Annotated in this window: 14 protein-coding genes; 1 reads left to right on the forward strand and 13 read right to left on the reverse strand. The window is 62.5% G+C overall.

Features of this window, described 5'->3' with window-relative positions:
* Window positions 1-4 precede the first annotated feature (4 nt).
* From imuA to PspS34_RS15925, 13 genes are all read right to left on the reverse strand, one after another.
* Window positions 5-622, reverse strand: coding sequence for a translesion DNA synthesis-associated protein ImuA (imuA, locus tag PspS34_RS15865; RefSeq protein ID WP_154859771.1), 618 nt, complete (start codon window positions 620-622; stop codon window positions 5-7).
* On the reverse strand, window positions 622-1,239 hold the full coding sequence (lexA, locus tag PspS34_RS15870; RefSeq protein WP_008016176.1) for a transcriptional repressor LexA: 618 nt from the start codon (window positions 1,237-1,239) through the stop codon (window positions 622-624). The genes imuA and lexA overlap by 1 nt, the downstream gene beginning before the upstream one ends.
* A gap of 165 nt (window positions 1,240-1,404) precedes the next feature.
* Window positions 1,405-1,683 carry a DUF971 domain-containing protein gene (locus tag PspS34_RS15875; RefSeq protein ID WP_154859770.1) on the reverse strand — a complete coding sequence of 93 codons (279 nt, stop codon included), beginning with the start codon at window positions 1,681-1,683 and terminating at the stop codon, window positions 1,405-1,407.
* Window positions 1,680-2,642 carry a HEAT repeat domain-containing protein gene (locus PspS34_RS15880; RefSeq protein ID WP_159390138.1) on the reverse strand — a complete coding sequence of 321 codons (963 nt, stop codon included), beginning with the start codon at window positions 2,640-2,642 and terminating at the stop codon, window positions 1,680-1,682. The genes PspS34_RS15875 and PspS34_RS15880 overlap by 4 nt, the downstream gene beginning before the upstream one ends.
* Entirely contained in the window at window positions 2,639-3,487 is an 849-nt protein-coding gene (locus PspS34_RS15885) for an ABC transporter ATP-binding protein (RefSeq protein ID WP_159390139.1), read from the reverse strand. Before PspS34_RS15885 ends, PspS34_RS15880 begins: the two co-directional genes overlap by 4 nt.
* On the reverse strand, window positions 3,487-4,269 hold the full coding sequence (locus tag PspS34_RS15890) for an ABC transporter permease (protein WP_159390140.1): 783 nt from the start codon (window positions 4,267-4,269) through the stop codon (window positions 3,487-3,489). The genes PspS34_RS15885 and PspS34_RS15890 overlap by 1 nt, the downstream gene beginning before the upstream one ends.
* A gap of 137 nt (window positions 4,270-4,406) precedes the next feature.
* Window positions 4,407-5,813: an ABC transporter substrate-binding protein gene (locus PspS34_RS15895; RefSeq protein WP_174245521.1), complete on the reverse strand. Its 1,407-nt coding sequence runs from the start codon at window positions 5,811-5,813 to the stop codon at window positions 4,407-4,409.
* Between the two features lie 301 nt (window positions 5,814-6,114).
* Window positions 6,115-6,360 (reverse strand): ferredoxin family protein, encoded by a 246-nt coding sequence (locus tag PspS34_RS15900; RefSeq protein WP_008050632.1) that lies wholly within the window; start codon window positions 6,358-6,360, stop codon window positions 6,115-6,117.
* Between the two features lie 25 nt (window positions 6,361-6,385).
* Window positions 6,386-8,116, reverse strand: coding sequence for a fumarate reductase/succinate dehydrogenase flavoprotein subunit (locus PspS34_RS15905; RefSeq protein WP_159390141.1), 1,731 nt, complete (start codon window positions 8,114-8,116; stop codon window positions 6,386-6,388).
* Window positions 8,113-8,865, reverse strand: a complete 753-nt coding sequence (locus PspS34_RS15910; RefSeq protein WP_154859766.1) for a GntR family transcriptional regulator — start codon at window positions 8,863-8,865, stop codon at window positions 8,113-8,115. The genes PspS34_RS15905 and PspS34_RS15910 overlap by 4 nt, the downstream gene beginning before the upstream one ends.
* Before the next feature lie 201 nt (window positions 8,866-9,066).
* A complete protein-coding gene (locus PspS34_RS15915; protein ID WP_154859765.1) occupies window positions 9,067-10,056 on the reverse strand; it encodes a Gfo/Idh/MocA family oxidoreductase in 990 nt (329 codons plus the stop codon).
* Window positions 10,057-10,072: 16 nt separating this feature from the next.
* Window positions 10,073-10,960, reverse strand: a complete 888-nt coding sequence (locus tag PspS34_RS15920; RefSeq protein ID WP_154859764.1) for a Dyp-type peroxidase — start codon at window positions 10,958-10,960, stop codon at window positions 10,073-10,075.
* A 216-nt stretch (window positions 10,961-11,176) separates the two neighbouring features.
* Window positions 11,177-12,217 (reverse strand): AraC family transcriptional regulator, encoded by a 1,041-nt coding sequence (locus tag PspS34_RS15925; protein WP_154859763.1) that lies wholly within the window; start codon window positions 12,215-12,217, stop codon window positions 11,177-11,179.
* A 208-nt stretch (window positions 12,218-12,425) separates the two neighbouring features.
* On the opposite strand from PspS34_RS15925, the gene PspS34_RS15930 reads away from it, so the two are divergent.
* Entirely contained in the window at window positions 12,426-13,373 is a 948-nt protein-coding gene (locus tag PspS34_RS15930) for a transporter (protein WP_159390142.1), read from the forward strand.
* Window positions 13,374-13,451 lie beyond the last annotated feature (78 nt).

Here is a 13,451-nt window from a genome sequence, read left to right on the forward strand (position 1 = left end):
AACCTCAATGCCCCACGGCGAAGGCAATCGGCGCCGAACGGGCCAGGCCGCCGCGGCACTTGAGCACACGCAGTTGTGCCGGTCGGGTATCGATGGCGATGCGCAAGGCTGCCGGCGAAGGGTTGATCGCTTCATTGAGGGGACGATAGGCGAAGGCCAGGGTCTGGCCGGTTTCCGCCGCCACCTGCAAGCGGCGCAAGGCACGGTCATCGGCCTTGTGCGGCCAGCACAGCACAGCACCGCAACTGCCCGAACGCAGGCATTGTTCCGCGGCCCACAGCGCATCGCGCTCGCTGGCCTGGATGATCGACAACTGACGCAGATCGACCCCGGCACCCTGCCACGCCTGGGGATACGGCACATAAGGCGGCGCCACCAGCACGATGTGCTCGCCCGCCGCCGACAGCCGTGCCAGCGTCGGCCACACCAGTTGCAACTCGCCCACGCCCTGCCCGGCCAAGAGGATTTCCGTCAGCGCCGCCTCCGGCCAGCCTCCGCTGGGCAATGCGGCGTCCAGCGCGGCATGCCCGGTGGGTTGCGGGCTGGCGGCCGGTGGCGCAGGCCGGCCCTTCCAGACCTGGCCGCCATTGAACAGCGTATCCAGCGCAACGACGGCACCCATCAGCCTTGCCTCACCAGGCCACAGAACACGCCTTCGATGGCCAGGTCCCGGTCGGCTTCGACAATGATCGGCCTGTAGGCCGGGTTGCGTGGCAGCAGGCGAACCACATCGCCGACCCGCTCGAAGCGCTTGATGGTGACTTCGCCGTCGAGTCGCGCCACGACGATCTGGCCATTGAGCGCCTCGGGGTTGCGGTGCACGCCCACCAGATCGCCATCGAGAATGCCGTCCTCGATCATCGAGTCACCCCGGACCCGCAGCATGTAGTCCGGCACCCGCGAGAAGATCGACGGATCGAGCAGCAAGCGGCTATGGACCTCAGCATCGGCCCCGATCGGCGCACCGGCCGCCACCCGGCCGAGTACCGGGATGTCCAGCAACTCGGGACGCGGCGGCTGCCCGAGCAGGCGAATGCCCCGGGCCTGATGCGGGTTGACCTCGATAAACCCGGCTTCGGTCAGCGCCAGCACATGCTTGCGCGCCACGCTGCGGGAGGCAAAACCGAACGCCTCGCTGATTTCAGCGAGGCTCGGAGGCTGACCGTGCTCGGCGATGCGATCGCGGATAAAGGTCAGGATGGCGGTACGGCGGGGAGTCAGAGTCGTCATGGAGTACATTTGTACTCTTTTGGCTTTTGCCTGGCAAGGACCGTCAATCATCTGGTGACAGGACCAGTGACCTGTGGGAGCGAGCTTGCTCGCGATGGTCTTTCATTCAACATGTGTGTCGACTGACCGGGCCGCATCGCGAGCAAGCTCGCTCCCACATTGGATTTCAGTGACTCAAGAGGTGAGTTGCGCCAGATACGCCCACGGATAAATCCCCCGCTCATGCCCATCGCTGAACACCAGTTGCAGTCCATACCCCTGCGAGTGCAATTCAATAACCCGAACCCGCCCATCAACCATCGGCGTCAGCCCCCGCAACCGAAACGCCCGACACTGCGAACACGGGCACTGGCGACGCAATTCGGCATGGTCCAACACCTGTTCGCGACCATCCGGCCAGTTCAGTCGCAACTGCTGTTTGCTTCGAGAATTACCCACCGCCAGCGGATTCATTGCAGTTGACTCAAGGCAATGCGCACGGCCTTGCGCACTTCCGGGTCGCCGTCGTCCTGCGCGGCCTGCAATGCCGCGATGGCCCGTGGGTCGTTCAATTCGCCCAGGGCCAACGCGGCTTCCTTGCGCAGGTTGCTGATGCGGTGGCCGAGGGTGTCGATCAACGCATCGATCGCCGGTCCATAACGTAAGCGACCGAGGCTGCGGGTGGCGCGCAGACGCACTTGCCAGTAATCGTCGCCCAAGGCGTCGATCAGGGCCGGGCCGGCGTCGAGGTGGCCGACCTTGCCCAGGGTGGTGGCGGCTTCTTCGCGGACTTGCCAGGCAGCGTCGCGCAAGGCCTGGCGCAGGGCCGGCAGCACCTGCGCGTCAGACGCCAGGCCCAACGCCCCGGTGGCGGCACGCCGAACTTCAGTGTCCGGGTCAGCGCTGGCCAACCGCGCCAGGGTCGGCAAGGCATCGAGTTGCTTGAGCCAGCCGAGCACGCCCACCGCCTCGCGGCGCACACTGGCGCTTTCATCGTCCAGTGCCCGGGCAGCCGCATCGGCGGCATCGGGGCAACGCAACTCGCGCAACGCCCTGAATGTGGCAATGCGTACACCGCTGTCGGCGTGCCCGGTCCACGGCAGAATGACCCGGCCCGCCGCTTCACTCTTGAGCAGGCTAAGGCTCTGCGCTGCGGCCGCCTGCACCGCCGGGGATGGATCCGTCAGCGCCTGGCACAACGCCTCGACTACGGGCTCGTCCTCCCAGGCTTCCAGCAACCGCGCGGCTTCGGCGCGAACGTCTGCAATCGGGTCTTCGGCCAGCCGATTGATCAACCACTGCAGGCCATCCGGCTCCTCGAGATCGGCCAGTTCGATCAGCGCGATCCGGCGTACGCCGGGGTCGTCATCGGTCAGGCGCGGTTGCAGGGCAAGAATGTCGTCGTTATCGGTTACATCGAATAGTGAGGTCATAGGGCAAATCGCGGCAGTTTGTTTTCAGGGGGAAGTCCGAGCGGGTTCAGGCGCGGCAGTTGCCGACCGTCTTCGTGGCGCAGGAGTTCGAGGCAATGGCGCTTGAGGTGCGAGAATTCAGGGCGGGTCATCAGTTCCGTGCTGCGCGGCCTGGGGAAGTCCAGGCGCAGGTCTTCGATGATTCGCCCGGGGCGCGAGCTCATGACCAACAGGCGATCAGCGAGGAACAGCGCTTCGTCGATGTCATGGGTGACAAACACCACGGTGGTGCGGATGCGCGTCCAGATATCCAGCAGCAGTTCCTGCATGTTCAACCGGGTCAGGGCATCGAGGGCGCCAAAGGGTTCGTCCATCAACAACAGGCGCGGACGGTTGACCAGCACCCGGGCGATTTCCACCCGTTGCTGCATGCCACCGGAGAGCTGGTCGGGCCAGCGCCCGGCAAAACCTTCGAGGCCCACCAGGGCGAGGATTTCATCCGCCGCCTTGTGCCGTTCGGCCTTGCCGACGCCACGCATTTTCAGGCCGAAGGCGACGTTGTCACGCACCGTGCGCCAAGGAAACAGTGTGTGCTGCTGGAACACCATGCCGCGCTGGGGCGATGGGCCCGACACCGCTGCGCCATCGACATTCAGCATGCCCGTGCGCGGTTGCAGGTGGCCGGCCAGGGCGCCGAGCAAGGTGGACTTGCCGCAACCGGACGGCCCGAGAATGCACACGAACTGCCCTGGCTCGATCCGGCAGTCGAGGCCCTGTACCGCTTCGAAAGCCGCGCCCCCCTCGCCCAGGCTGATCGACAGCCCCCGGATGTCGATACGCCCTTCCAGGTGTTGAAAAACGCTCATCAGGCTTTTCCTCGTGGTCGATGCCAAGGCGTGAACAGCCCGCCCAGACGCTTGATCAACAGGCTGCTGCCCATCCCGAGCACGCCGATCAGCAGCATGCCGACGACGATGTCGGCGTAGTTCTGGATGGTGTAGGACTCCCAGGTGTAATAACCGATGCCGAATTGGCCGGAGATCATTTCCGCCGTCACCAGGCAGAACCACGAGGTGCCCATGCCGATGGCCAGACCGGTGATGATGCTGGGCGCAGCACCCGGAAGAACGACCTCCAGCAGGATTGCCCGGCGCCCTGCCCCGAGGCTTTTCGCCGAGGCGATCAGCCGTGGATCGACGCCTTCGACGCCGTGCACGGTGTTGAGCAGGATCGGGAACAATGCGCCGGTGAAGGTGATGAACACCATCGACAGTTCCGACGAGGGAAACATCAGGATCGCCAGGGGAATCCACGCCACTGCCGGGATCGGGCGCAGCACCTCCAGGGGCGGCAGCAAGAGATCTTCGGCCCATTTCGAGCGACCGATGGCCAGGCCCAGGGCCACACCAATGATCAGCGCCGCGAGGTAACCGGCGAACACCCGGCCGAGGCTGCTGCCCAGGTGCTGGGCGAGCTTGCCCGAGTCGCCGAGGCCGAGGGCGGCTTCAATGACCGCCACGGGTGTCGGGACGTTGGCGAAGGTCACCAGGCCGAGGTTCCAGTGGTAGCTGGCGGCGAGTTGCCAGAACAGCAGGCAGAGCAGCAAGGATGCGGCTCTGGGGATCCAGCGTATAGATGATAGGTACACAATTCCTCCTCACAACCAAGATCTCTGTGGGAGCGGGCTTGCTCGCGAAAGCGGTGTTTCAGTCAACTCAGATGTTGAATGTTGATCCGCATTCGCGAGCAAGCCCGCTCCCACATTTGCCCGAGGGGTACTTGGGATTAGCGAACAGCCACGGCCTGGGCAGTGGCATCAGTGAAGTCGAGGACCTTGCCGCCCTGCGCCGTGGCGAACTGTTGGGCCTGACCTTTGAGCAGGAACGCGCTCAGCTGCCCTTTCCCGTCGGTGGCAAACCACGCCTGATCCGCCAGCAACTTGATCCCGCTGTCGCGGGCCTGGGCGTACACCGCGCGGATGCTCCTGCCTTCCTGCTTGAGGCTGGCCAGCGCGGCAAACGCCGCTTGCGCCGAGGCGTACTGGCGGACTTTCGGCTCGCCGCGCACCCAGATTTCCGCCACGTGGCTGAAGTCGGTGATGGCTTGGCCGCTGGTGGCATCGACGGCCTTGAGCGGCGCCTGCCCGTAACTGGCCAGTTGCGCGCTGTAGTCCAGGTTCGAGGCCTTGAAGGCGGCGCGGATGTATTGGTCGTCAATGAAGGTGTTGAGATCCAGACCGCGATCGGCCTTCTTCAACAACTTGAGGGTATCGATGGCGGTGCCAACGGCCTGACGGTATTCCGGCTTCCAGCTCAGGTCGCGGGTCTGCACACCGAGTGGGCCATGGAACAGATAATTGACCTCGGCATCGACCCCGGTGACCTTGGCGATCAACTCGCTGTATTTCTCCGGCTCAGCCGCTAGCAGCTGGTTGGCTTCGATACTCGCCCGCAGGTAAGCGACGACGATTTCCGGGTACTTTTTCGCATAGGCCTGATCGACCAGCGCACCGTGGAAGGTCGGCGCGTTGGCCTGGGCGCCGTCATAAATCTTGCGGGCGAAACCACGGCTGGGGAACAGTTCGGCGAAGGGCACGAAGTCAGCGTGAGCATCGATCTTGCCGGCCTGCAACGCGGAGCCGGCGACTTCCGGCGGCTGGGCAATGATGTTCACGTCCTTGAGCGGGTCCCAGCCCTGGGCCGCGACGGCGCGCAACAGCATGCCATGGGCAGTGGAAGCGAACGGCACGGAAATGGTCTTGCCCTTCAGCTCTGCCAGCGACTGCACACCCGATGCGCTCGGTACCACGATGCCGTTGCCACTGCCCTTGATGCTGCCCGACAGCACGCTGATAAACAGGCTGTGCTTGCCCGCCGTTTCGAACGCTACGCCGTTGAACGCGCCGGGGAAGTCGGCCATGGCGCCGAAGTCGAGTTTGCCGGCCACCATTTCGTTGGTCAGGGGTGCGCCGCTGGTGAAGTTTTTCCACTGCACCTCGTATTGGGCGTCCTTGTAGGGGCCATCGTGGGGCAGGTATTTGTCCAGTAGCCCGAGTTCGCGAATCAACAATCCGCCGGCGGCGCAGTTGATGGTGGTGTCCTGGGTACCGATGGCAATGCGGATGGTTTCGGCCGAGGCCGACAGGGTGAATGAAGCCAGTACCAGACCGGCCAAAGCTGCACGCAACATCATGAGTGTTTCCCCTCGAATCATTTATAGGATGTTCGTCTCCGCCACGATCAGGGCGCGGTGGGAAACGAGGGGTGTCTTGAATCAGGCGTCCGGTGGTGCCGGATGGCGTTTTGGGTTGTTCGAGCGGGCCTCATCGCGAGCAAGCTCGTTCCCACAGGTTTTTATGGTGTATGCAGGACTTGCGACTGGCCTCGATCCACTGTGGGAGCGGGCTTGCTCGCGAATGCGTCCTTTCAGTCAATGAAGATGCCAGCTGCGCCGGCCTCTTCGCGAGCAAGCTCGCTCCCACAGGGACAGTGTTTCAGCGCAGCAGGTACGGGATTTCGACTTTCACCGCACCCGTCGGGCAGTCCTTTTCACAGGGCATGCAGTACCAGCATTCGTCGAACGCCATGTAGGCCTTTTGCGTGGCCGGGTTGATCGCCAGCAGGTCCATCGGGCAGACGTCTACGCACACGGTGCAGCCTTTGTGGGCGATGCATTTGTCCTCGTCGACGGTGACGGGGGCGTTGGAACGGAAGAAAATTTCCTGGGCTTGATAGGCCATTTCACGGTCTCTCTTGGGGTGATGCTCAGGCGGCATCCGCGCCGACCCGCAGCCGGTCGTAGGCCTGCATCTCGTCGGCATCGAGCGGGATGATGTAAGGCTCGACGGCTTTCTTGAAACTGCTCATCAAACCGTTTTCGTCTTTCTTCAGGTGGCAATGGCAGAACCAGTCGCGGTCGTTGCGTTGCGGGTGATCGACGCGATGGTGGTAAAGCCCCCAGCGGCTTTCGGCGCGGAACAATGAAGCGCGGGCGGCCATTTCGGCGCAGTCGCGGATCATGCTGACTTCCATGGCGCGCATCAGCTCGTGGGCGTTGTGCGCCTTGATCTGGTCGAGATCGCGCTGGATGTCGCTGAAGCGCTGCAGGCCGATCTGCATCTTCCTGGTCACTTTCGGCGGTTGTAGGTAGTCGTTGACCAAGCGCCGCAGCTTGTATTCGACCTGGGCTGGCGGCAGGCCGTGCTCACGCTCCAGCGGTGCGTAGACCCGTTGTTTTTCGGTTTCGATCTGCCGGGCATCCAGCGCTGAAAACTCGCGCCCGGCGACAAAATCCGCCGCGTTCTGGCCAGCGAACCACCCATAGGTAAACGCACCGAGCATGTAGTTGTGCGGCACCGCAGCCATGTCTCCAGCCGAGTACAAACCCTTGACCGAGGTCTCGGCCTTCTCGTTGACCCACACCCCCGACGCCGAATGCCCGCTGCAAAAACCGATTTCCGAGATGTGCATCTCGACCATCTGCGTGCGGTAGTCGGTGCCGCGATTGGCGTGGAACTGGCCACGACTCGGACGCTCGTTGCTGTGCAGGATCTCTTCGATGTTCTGGATGGTTTCCTCGGCCAGATGATCGAGCTTGAGGAACACCGGGCCATTGCCGCTTTCCAGTTCCTGATGGAACTCCCACATCATCTGCCCGCTCCAGTAGTCGCACTCGATGAAGCGTTCGCCCTTGTTGTTGGCGGTGTAGCCGCCCAAGGGGCCGGTGACGTAGGCGCAGGCCGGGCCGTTGTAATCCTTGATCAGCGGGTTGATCTGGAAGCATTCCAGGTTCGCCAGTTCGGCCCCGGCATGGTAGGCCATCGAGTAGCCGTCGCCGGCATTGGTCGGGTTTTCGTAGGTGCCCATCAGGTAGCCCGAAGACGGCAACCCCAGGCGTCCGGCGGCACCGCAAGCGAGGATCACGGCCTTGGCCTTGATCACGTGGAAGTCCGCCGTACGGCAGTCGAAGCCCATCACGCCGTTGACCGTGCCCTCTTCATCCGTCAGCAATCGGGTGCAGACCAGGCGATTGGTGATACTCACCCGCGCGCGCTTCAACTGCCGATAGAGGACTTTCTTGATGTCGTGCCCTTCCGGCATCGGCAACACATAAGCGCCCATGTGGTGGACCTTTTTCACCGCGTAGTCGCCGGTTTCGTCCTTTTCGAATTTCACGCCCCAGCGGTCCAGTTGTTCGATCGTTTCGAAACTGTGGGTGGCATAGGCGTACACCGCGGTCTGGTTGACGATGCCGTCGTTGGCGATGGTGATTTCCTTGGTGTACTGCTCCGGTGTCGAGTGGCCGGGAATGATCGCGTTGTTCAGGCCGTCCATGCCCATGCTGATCGCGCCGCTGCGCTTGACGTTGGCCTTGTCGATCAACAACACCCGCAGGTCGCGGTTGCGTTCCTTGGCCTTGATCGCCGCCATGGGGCCGGCGGTGCCGCCGCCGATCACGACGATGTCGTATTCCTGCTCCAATGTGCTTCGGGTCATGCCTGCTCCCCTTTTTCCCGGTCGATCCGCAGGCGGTACTGGAAGGCATCGCCACGGTAGTAAAGGTGTTCGAAGTCCAGCGGCCGACCGTCGACATCGTGGGTCAGGCGTTCGATGTGCATGATCGGCGAGCCGGGTTCAACGTTCAGCGCGTGGGTCAGGTCGCTATCGGCCAGTACCGCATCGATGGCCAGGTCGGCGTGCCCCAGGGTCAAGCCGCAGTCGTTTTCCAGGATCAGGAAAATGTCGCGGGTGACCAGGTCGGCTTTTTCCAGGCGCTCGCCAATGGCCTTGGGCAGGTAAGTGATTTCCAGGGAAACCGGCTCGCGATTGATCAGGCGCACACGTTTGATCTGCGCCACGACCTCCCCTTCGGCGACCTGCAAACGCTCGGCCACCAGCTTGTCGGCGGCAATGAACTTGAAGCTGCGCAGGCGGTTGATCACCTCATAGCCGCGATCGGTCATGGACTCGGCCAAGCCTTGCAGGGTGCTGACGTTCTGGAAGGTTTTCGGCTTGGCGACGAAAGTGCCCTTGCCGTGGATCTTGAAGATCAGCCCTTCCTTTTGCAGATCGCCCAAGGCCTGGCGCACGGTGATGCGGCTGACCTTGAACAACGCGCCAAGCTCGCTTTCTGAAGGCATCTGGCTGTCTTGCGGGTATTCGCCGTCGAGGATGCGGGCGCGCAGCACATCTCGCAGCTGGGTGTGCAACGGGACGCTGCTCAGGGATAGAACGTTATCGGTCATGGCAGATCACTTGTTATAACGAGTTATGACGTGATCTTAGATAAGTTATGACAGGGTTGAGAAATACCGAATGCGCATAAGGTTAGAAGTGCGAAGCAAGAACAAATGTGGGAGCGGGCTTGCTCGCGAAGGCGGAGTGTCAGTCAACTCAGATGTTGAATGTTGAACCGCATTCGCGAGCAAGCCCGCTCCCACAGGGGGTTATGTGTGATCACGCTTGAGAATCTGGTCCATCACCCAATCGGTCTTCAGCGCCTGCTCGGCCACGGCGGGGTGCTGCGTCTCGCCACGAATATGCGCATTCATGCCCAATACGTGGTGCCACTGAATGTGTGCGTGATGCTCGATGTTCAGGCTGAGGTGCTCGCCAGCGTGCAGCTCGTCGGCGTGCAGCTCGACCGGGTGTTCATCGAACACTGAAAAAGTGATCCGGCCTTCGCTGCCAATCACTTCGACCCGGTCTTCGCGACGGTCTGCAACGAAGTTCCAGCAGCCCATGCCCAGTGCCCCGCTGGCAAACCGCCAAGTGGCGCTGACGGCATCTTCGGCCGCGTACAAACCAGCCTGCCGCGCAGTGAATCCGGCGACTTCGACGATATCGCCGAGAAGGTACTGAAACAGGTCCAGGCCATGGCTGGCAAGATCGGCGAAGTAACCTCCACCGGCAATTGCCGGGTCGGTGCGCCAGTTATCGGTGCCGCTCCGGTCCGCTGCCGACGGGGCTTTGGTGAGGGTCCAGCTCAGGTGCCGGACCTCGCCGATCCGCCCCTCTTCCAGCCATTGCCGCACTTGCCGGAAGCGTGGCAGCGAACGTCGGTAATAGGACACGAACAGGTGCAACCCGGCATCGGCAAACACCTGCTGCATTTCACGGCTTTGCCCGGCATTCAGCGCCATCGGTTTTTCCACGCAGCAATGCTTGCCGGCCGCGGCCACCTGCAAAGCATAGGCGTGATGGCTGTCGGGCGGCGTGGCGATGTACACCGCGTCGACCTCGGGATCGTTGATCAGCGCCTGCGCATCGGTGTAGACCCGAGCGATGCCGTGGCGCGTGGCGTAGTCGGTGACGGCTTCCAGGCGCCGGCCCATCACCGCGACCAACGCCGATCCGGGTGCCTTGTAAAAGGCCGGCCCGCTTTTGCGTTCAGCGACACTGCCACAGCCGATCATGCCCCAGCGCACCAGGTTCATAGGCACTCCTTGCGGCTCAGCCGACGCGCAATGCGCGCAGGTCCAGTCGACCGTCCTTGAGCGGCGGGCACCAGTAGTAGCCACCGGTGAGCGGACGGCTGATGCGGTACAGACCGTCGGTGATGCCGTCTTCCAGGCCACTCATGCGGCGCAGTTGGGCTTCGAAGGCGTCAAGGGAAAAACCGAAGGCCAGGAACATCAGGCCGGCACGGTCACCTTCGATCCACGGCATCGAGCGGCGCACCACGAAGGCTTCAGGCGCAAAGCTTTCCTGGGCGGTGCGTTTGACGTGGGCGGAAACCGGCGCGTCGTCGATCTCTTCGTTATCGCTCAAGCGGCGACCCATGATGTTGTCTTTTTCATCCGCCGACAGCCCATGGAAACCTTTCAAGTCATGCTGCCACTGCTGGATCGCGGCGAAGCTGCCACCCACCGTGCCGTCCGCGCCCTCACCCACCAGGGCGGCGGTCACGGCGGCTGCGTCGTGGGGGTTCTCGGTGCCATCTTCGTAGCCGGTCAGGTCATGGCCGGTCATGTGGCGGAAGGTTTCGTTCATCTGCACCAGGCGCAACGCCGGGGCCAGTGCCGCCGAGATGGCGTTGCTGCGGTTGAGCAATTCGCCACGGTCTTCACCGTGCAGCCAGCACCAGAGCGCGTGTTGGGTCGACGGATTGTCGACGCCGACGCCAGTCAGTGCCGGGAAAGTGCGCAGGCCTTCGATCTGCCCGTCCAGCGCCTTGACCAGGGATTCACCGAAGCCGACCACCACCGATTTGCCGTCCACCAGGCCTTGCAGGTTATCGAGCGCGGTCGGTAGAGCAGCAACGGATTCGAGGGCGAAGAACATATGGCGAGCTTGAGGCGGAACGGGGGTGGCGAGAATGCCCGGCTGGTAATGACTCATATGAACTCCTCGAAAAAGAGCATGGAGTTTAACCGGAGTACGAGGGTTTGTGTGCCGTCAGAGGCCAGGAACCTGTGGCAAAGGGGGCTTGTGTGGCGAGGGGGCTTGCCCCCGTTGGAGCGCGTAGCGCTCCCCTATATTTTCAGTCATACCGAGTCGCCAGGTTTTGGGGCTGCTTCGCAACCCAACGGGGGCAAGCCCCCTCGCCACAGAAGATCAAACCACGCCGGGGCTTTCGTTGCGGAACGCACTCGGGCTCTTGCCGGTCCAGCGCCTGAAAGCCCGGCGAAAGCTGCGCACGTCGCTGTAGCCGACTTCCTCGGTGATGCGTTCGATGGACATGTCCGGGTTGGCCAGCAGGCTCATGGTGCGGGCCTGGCGCACTTGTTCCAGCAGCGTTTCGAACGTCAGCGCATGTTCGGTGAGACGGCGGCGCAAGGTGCGGCTGCTCATGTTCAGGTCGCCGGCGATTTTCTCGATGTGGCTGCCCTCGGTCAGGTCCCGGGCAATCGCCCGTTCCACCGCCTGGATCAGATCCATTTTCTGGTGCACCTGCGCGGCTTCCAGTTCGAGCAATTTCACGGCCTGGCGCAGGGCCAGGGAATGGTGATTGGGCAACTGAACGTCCAGCCAATGCGCATCGATCACCATGCGGTTTTGCAGGCAACCGAAACGCACGTCCGGCCCCAGCAGGCGCGAATATTCGCCGAGATAGTCCGGCGCGGCATGCACGAACTCCACGGCCGTCGGCTTGAAATCCGCCCCGACCAGCGCCCGGCCGTACACCAGCAGGCTGGCGAAAAACTCCTCGACCGCGAACAACTGCACGTCGGCGAACGGCAAGCGGCATTCAACGTCGACAAACACCCGATCCCCCGCCTCCTCCACACTCGACACGACAATGCCGCCTGAGGTGTGTTGATGGCGAATGCCCAGTTCGAAGGCATCGCGCAGGGTCTTGCACAGCGACAACACATGCCCCAACAACCCCAGCGTGCCGAGCACATTCTGCGCGCCGACCCACAGGCCCAGCCCCTGATTGGGCAAGGCCTTGAGCGCGCGTTGAATCATGGCCACGGCCTGGCGATGGGAAATACGCTGCGCCGGGTCCTGCAGGTCTTCAAAGGTAAAGCCCAACCCTCGGCACAGGCTCTCGGGGTGGATGCCTTTTTGCTCGGCGACTTCGGCCAGGGTCTGCAGGAGAAACGGCGACACCAGCGCCAGTTCAAAGGTGGGATCGATCACTTTCATTTGCATGGGGCTATACATTCCGGGTCGAGCTGCATTCTTATTTTTGTAACCGGTTATGTCGAAGGAAGTTAGCACAGGGCTCAAAGACTGTCCGCAGAAGTCCCCCTAAATGGCCGCCAATACCCTGCCTTGCAGGGCACAGACAGCTTATTTCTATGTTGCGGCCCTCGTATGGATGCCGGACAGCCCGACAACAATAATAATGAGTACACCCATGATCCCGACCCGCACGACACTCCCCCTGATGGTCATTGGCCTGGCCGGCGTCTGCGCCCTGCAACCGGCACTGGCCACCGAGACTGGCGTGGACAACATCGGCACCGGCACCGACGGCTTTTTCGTGTTGCCGCTTTCGCCCGACAGCCTTCCGGACAACATGGTTGCGTTCAACCTCTACTACAACCACTACAAAGCCACGAAGCTCAATATCAGCTCGCTCGGCGGCAAGGTGCCGAACGTCGAGATCGAGTCCACGGCGGTCATTCCGCGCCTGGATTACCTCAGCCCGGTGCGCGTGTTTGGCGGCCGGCTGGCCGGCTACATCGCGCAGCCCTGGCTCAAGCAGGAAGTCTCGGTGTTCGGACTGCCGCAGGACACCCGTGAAGGCATGGGTGACACAACGTTTGCGCCGATCATTCTCTGGGACATGGGCCCGAACCTGACCCTCGGCGCCGCCATCGAAATCACCGTGCCGACCGGCGAGTACAGCGTTGACCGCCTGGCCAACACCAGCAACAACTTCTACACCTACAAACCGTTGTTCTCCTTCACCTGGCTGCCGACGGACAGAACCGAGGTGTCGATGAAGACCACCTACAGTTTCAACGAGAAAAACAAGGACACCGACTACAAGTCGGGGCAGATTTTCCACTTCGATTATTCCGCCAGTTTCAAGATCACCGACGACCTGATGCTCGGATTGAACGGCTACTATCTCAAGCAAACTACCGACGACAAACAGTTCGGCCACACCGTGCAGTTCAATGGCCAGGACGTGAACGACGGGGTGCGCGGCCAGGTGTTTGCCATTGGTCCGGCGCTGCACTGGACCTTTCTCGAATACGCCAGCGCGGAGATTCGCTGGGCCAAGGAGTTCGACGTGGAAAACCGGCCTGAAGGGGAAATGCTTTGGACCAAGGTCAGTATTCCCTATGCGTTCTGACTGAACTGACGCCTTCGTCGGAACGCCGCCCGGAGCAAGCCCGCTCCCACAGGGGAATGCATTCCAAATGTGGGAGCG

This window comes from Pseudomonas sp. S34, from assembly GCF_009866745.1.
GTDB classification, from domain to species: domain Bacteria; phylum Pseudomonadota; class Gammaproteobacteria; order Pseudomonadales; family Pseudomonadaceae; genus Aquipseudomonas; species Aquipseudomonas jessenii.